The 2,260-nt window shown below is 74.7% G+C and carries 2 protein-coding genes; one reads left to right on the forward strand and one right to left on the reverse strand.

What is annotated here, in order from left to right:
• Window positions 1-72: 72 nt before the first annotated feature.
• Entirely contained in the window at window positions 73-1,149 is a 1,077-nt protein-coding gene (locus Ae505Ps2_RS30065; protein WP_075313199.1) for an MFS transporter, read from the reverse strand.
• 186 nt (window positions 1,150-1,335) lie between these two features.
• Here Ae505Ps2_RS30065 and Ae505Ps2_RS30070 point away from each other — a divergent pair.
• Window positions 1,336-2,260 (forward strand): ABC transporter substrate-binding protein (locus Ae505Ps2_RS30070; RefSeq protein WP_075554450.1); only part of this gene is annotated, 925 nt, incomplete at its 3' end.

A 2,260-nucleotide genomic window follows, 5' to 3' on the forward strand; every position in this document is an offset into this window, starting at 1 on the left:
TCAGCGAGGGCTGGGTCGACCATCATCTCGGCTTCGGCTTCGGCTTCGGCTTGGTGAGGCGGCGGTAGCAGATCAGTCGACCGGGTTCCAGGACTCCGCGTCGGGCAGCCCGGCGAGCACCGCGAAGCCGACCGCGGCGAGGACGCCGCCCGCGATGGCGACCGCACGCGGAGAGTAGCGGTCGGCGAGCCGGCCCGCCGCAGGCCCGGCCACGACCATCCCCAGCGGGAACGCCAACAGCGCCAGCCCGGCGGCGGCGGGCCCGGAGCCCCCGGTCTGCAGCCCGACGGCGACCAGGTACGAGGCGGCCGCGAACGCCCCGGCGAGCAGCGCCACAGCCACGGCGGGCGCAGCGCCACGCGGTAGCAGCGCCGCGGCGACCGAGCGGGCCCCGGGGCGCGACGCCCACGTGGCGAGCGCAGCGACCGCGACCGCGACCGCCGTGGCCACCACCGCCGGACCGGTGAGGACACCGGTGGCGACCGCACACGCGAGTCCGAGACCGGTGATGAGCAGAGCGGCGTCGGCCAGGCCAGGCCCGTCCGGTCCGGTGAACCTCCCGGCGGGGATCCGGGACCGGCGGACCAGCACGACAGCGAGTAGCGACACCAGTACCGCGGGGACGAACGCGACGCGCCAGCCCGCCAGCTCGATCAGCGGCCCGCCCACCGCGGGGCCCAGCACCCCGCCGACCGGCCCGGCCGTCGCGGGCACCGCCATCGCCCGGCCCCGCCGCTGCGGGGCGACCGCGGCCATCGCGAGCACCGGCATCAGCACCATCAGCACTGCGCCGCCCACACCCTGCAGCCCGCGCAGGCCGACCAGCACCGGCAGCGACGGCGCGACCACGGCCGCGAAGTTCGCAGCGGCGAAGATACCGACGGCCGCAATCAGCGCGGGCCGCACGGCGACCCGGTCCAACCATTGTCCCGCGGGCAGCAGCAACGCCACGGCCGGGATCGCGTACGCAAGCACGACCCACTGGACCGGCCGGGGATCGGCGCCGAAGCCGTCCGCGATCCGCGGCAGGGCAACGGTGGCGACGTTCATGTCGAACATCGCCACGAACGACAGCAGTCCCGCGACTGCGACCGCGGCCCGGTCGTCACGTACCCCGCCGACGGGGTCCGCCGCTGTGCCTCCGGCCATCTCGTGCCCCCGATTCTCCACTGTCGAGTGACGAGTCGTGACCAGGCGGGGTCGAGTTCCCGGGCCTTACGGCCGAACGGCGCGATGCATATCATACAGGAGTGCCGACGAACGGAGGAACCGGACGCTCCCGAACTGCGACTCGTGAGGTGTTCCGACGACGATTCTGATGAAGGGCGTGTGAGGGTGCGACGACATCGACGGGCGATCACGACGGCGCTGGCCGCCGTCGCCACGGCCGTGCTGCTGGCCGGGTGCGGCGGCGGTGGACCGGCCGCCGGCGACCACGCGGGCCACGAGGGCATGGACACGAGCGGGTCGTCCGCGGGCGGGGCAGGCCACCCGGCCGCGCCCGCCTGCCCGCCGGTGCCGCAGCTCGCGGCCGCGCCGGAGCGCGTGGTCACCATGGACGGCGGCGCCGCCGCGATCCTGACCGCGCTCGGCCAGCGTGAGCGGATCGTCGGCACCGCGGCCCCGGACTTCTTCACCGCCTTCACCGGAGCCGAGCGGAGCGAGCTCGACTCGATCCCGGTGCTGGACCCCGGACAGGGCAACACCGAGTCGGTCGTTGCGGCGAAGCCCGACCTCGTGGTCGGCATCTCGAGCTACAGCTTCGGGGGTTTCGACGGCACCCCCTCGGTGGAACGGCTGCAGCAGGCCGGCGCGGCCAGCCTCGTGGCCTGCGACGACGCCCCTTCGCCGGTGCAGAACATCGACGACACCTACACGTTCGTCCAGCAGACCGCGGCCGTGTTCGGCGCGGAGGCGCAGGGCACGCAGCTCGTCGACCGGATCAAGGCCCAGGTCGCGGCCGCGACCCCCGCCCCCGGCACCGCACCGGTGCGGGTGTTGGCGCTGTCCTCTGCCCCGCAGACCGGTCAGCCGCTGATGACCCAGGGCGGCTCCGGGCTCGCCAACGGCATCATCACCCTCGCCGGCGGGCAGAACATCGCCGCCGACCAGGACAGCGACTTCGCGAGCCTGTCCGCCGAGCAGGTCGCCGCCCTCGACCCGCAGGCGATCGTGGTGATCACCGGATTCTCCCCGCAGAGCGACGCCGAGCTGACCGCGGCCATCCGGTCCAGCCCCGCCCTCGCCTCGACGACCGCGG

Origin of the sequence: Pseudonocardia sp. Ae505_Ps2, from assembly GCF_001932425.1 — a bacterium.
In the GTDB taxonomy this organism is placed as follows: domain Bacteria; phylum Actinomycetota; class Actinomycetes; order Mycobacteriales; family Pseudonocardiaceae; genus Pseudonocardia.

Excerpts from the sequence above, each read along its gene's own strand:
- Ae505Ps2_RS30065 (WP_075313199.1), bottom strand. The coding sequence starts at position 1,149 with ATGGCCGGAGGCACAGCGGCGGACCCCGTCGGCGGGGTACGTGACGAC.